1 protein-coding gene is annotated in these 970 nt (G+C 29.0%); it reads right to left on the reverse strand.

Annotated features, from left to right (window positions below):
- Positions 1–876: IS3 family transposase (locus tag TY07_RS17770; protein ID WP_042403113.1), on the reverse strand; the 876-nt coding region annotated here is incomplete at its 3' end.
- Positions 877–970: the final 94 nt, after the last annotated feature.

The following is a 970-nucleotide window of genomic DNA, read 5'->3' on the forward strand; positions in this document are numbered from 1 at the left end:
ACCATATGGTAGATAGGTTATATCCGTAAGAAGTACTTTTCCAGCTACTTCTTGTTTGAAATTTCTATTTAGAAGATTTGGAACAACTCTATGTTCTTTAGTTGCTTTAGCCATTCTTCTGTACGGATTAGCTTTTCTTATTGGACAAACAATATTATATTTTCTCATAATCCTTTGAATACGCTTTCTGTTATAAGTTATTCCAAACTCATTTTCCAATAGCATTTTTATTGATCTAGAACCCTTCTTATACCCTTTATAGTTAAAAGCTTTTAATATATTATCTCTGACACTTAAATCAATATTAGCTTGCTTGATTTTTATAGACTTATTATTTAAAAATCTGTAGTATCCGGAGCGTGAAACACCTGCTATAGAACATAAATGGCTAACTAAGGAATTGAATTTTGAATCCTTAGTTATTCTTTCAATTAAAGTAAATGCTTTTGCTGCAACTAGTTTACCTTTTCTCACCTGCCTTTCGTGCAGCTCTAATTTTTTTAAAAGTTCAACCTCAGCTTTTAAATATTCAATTTCAGCGTTTTGCTTTGCTATTAACTCATCTTTAGTAAGTTCACGCTGACGCGGACGTCCACTATTTTTTCTCCTTGTGTCATCTAATCCAAGCACTCCATTTTCTTTATATGCCGTTCTCCACCTACTAGATGCACATTTAATACGTTTTAATCCAATAATATTAATATCGAAGCCTGCTTCTTCAAAAATATTTCTAGGTAATTTTTTATTATTATATTCTGCAATAAAATGAATTTTAAATTCATTTGTATAAGTTATAGACTTTTCACTTACATTTTTAACATATTTATTTTTTGATAAAATTTCTATATCTTGCTCTGAAAAAGTTTTTTTACTCACTCTTTGATCACCTCATTAATTTATTGTACAAAAAAAGACTCTATATAGATAGATACTCTTTTTTTGAGTGTCTACTATATAGGGTCCATTTTAT

Source organism: Clostridium saudiense, assembly GCF_000577815.1.
Classification (GTDB): domain Bacteria; phylum Bacillota; class Clostridia; order Clostridiales; family Clostridiaceae; genus Clostridium; species Clostridium saudiense.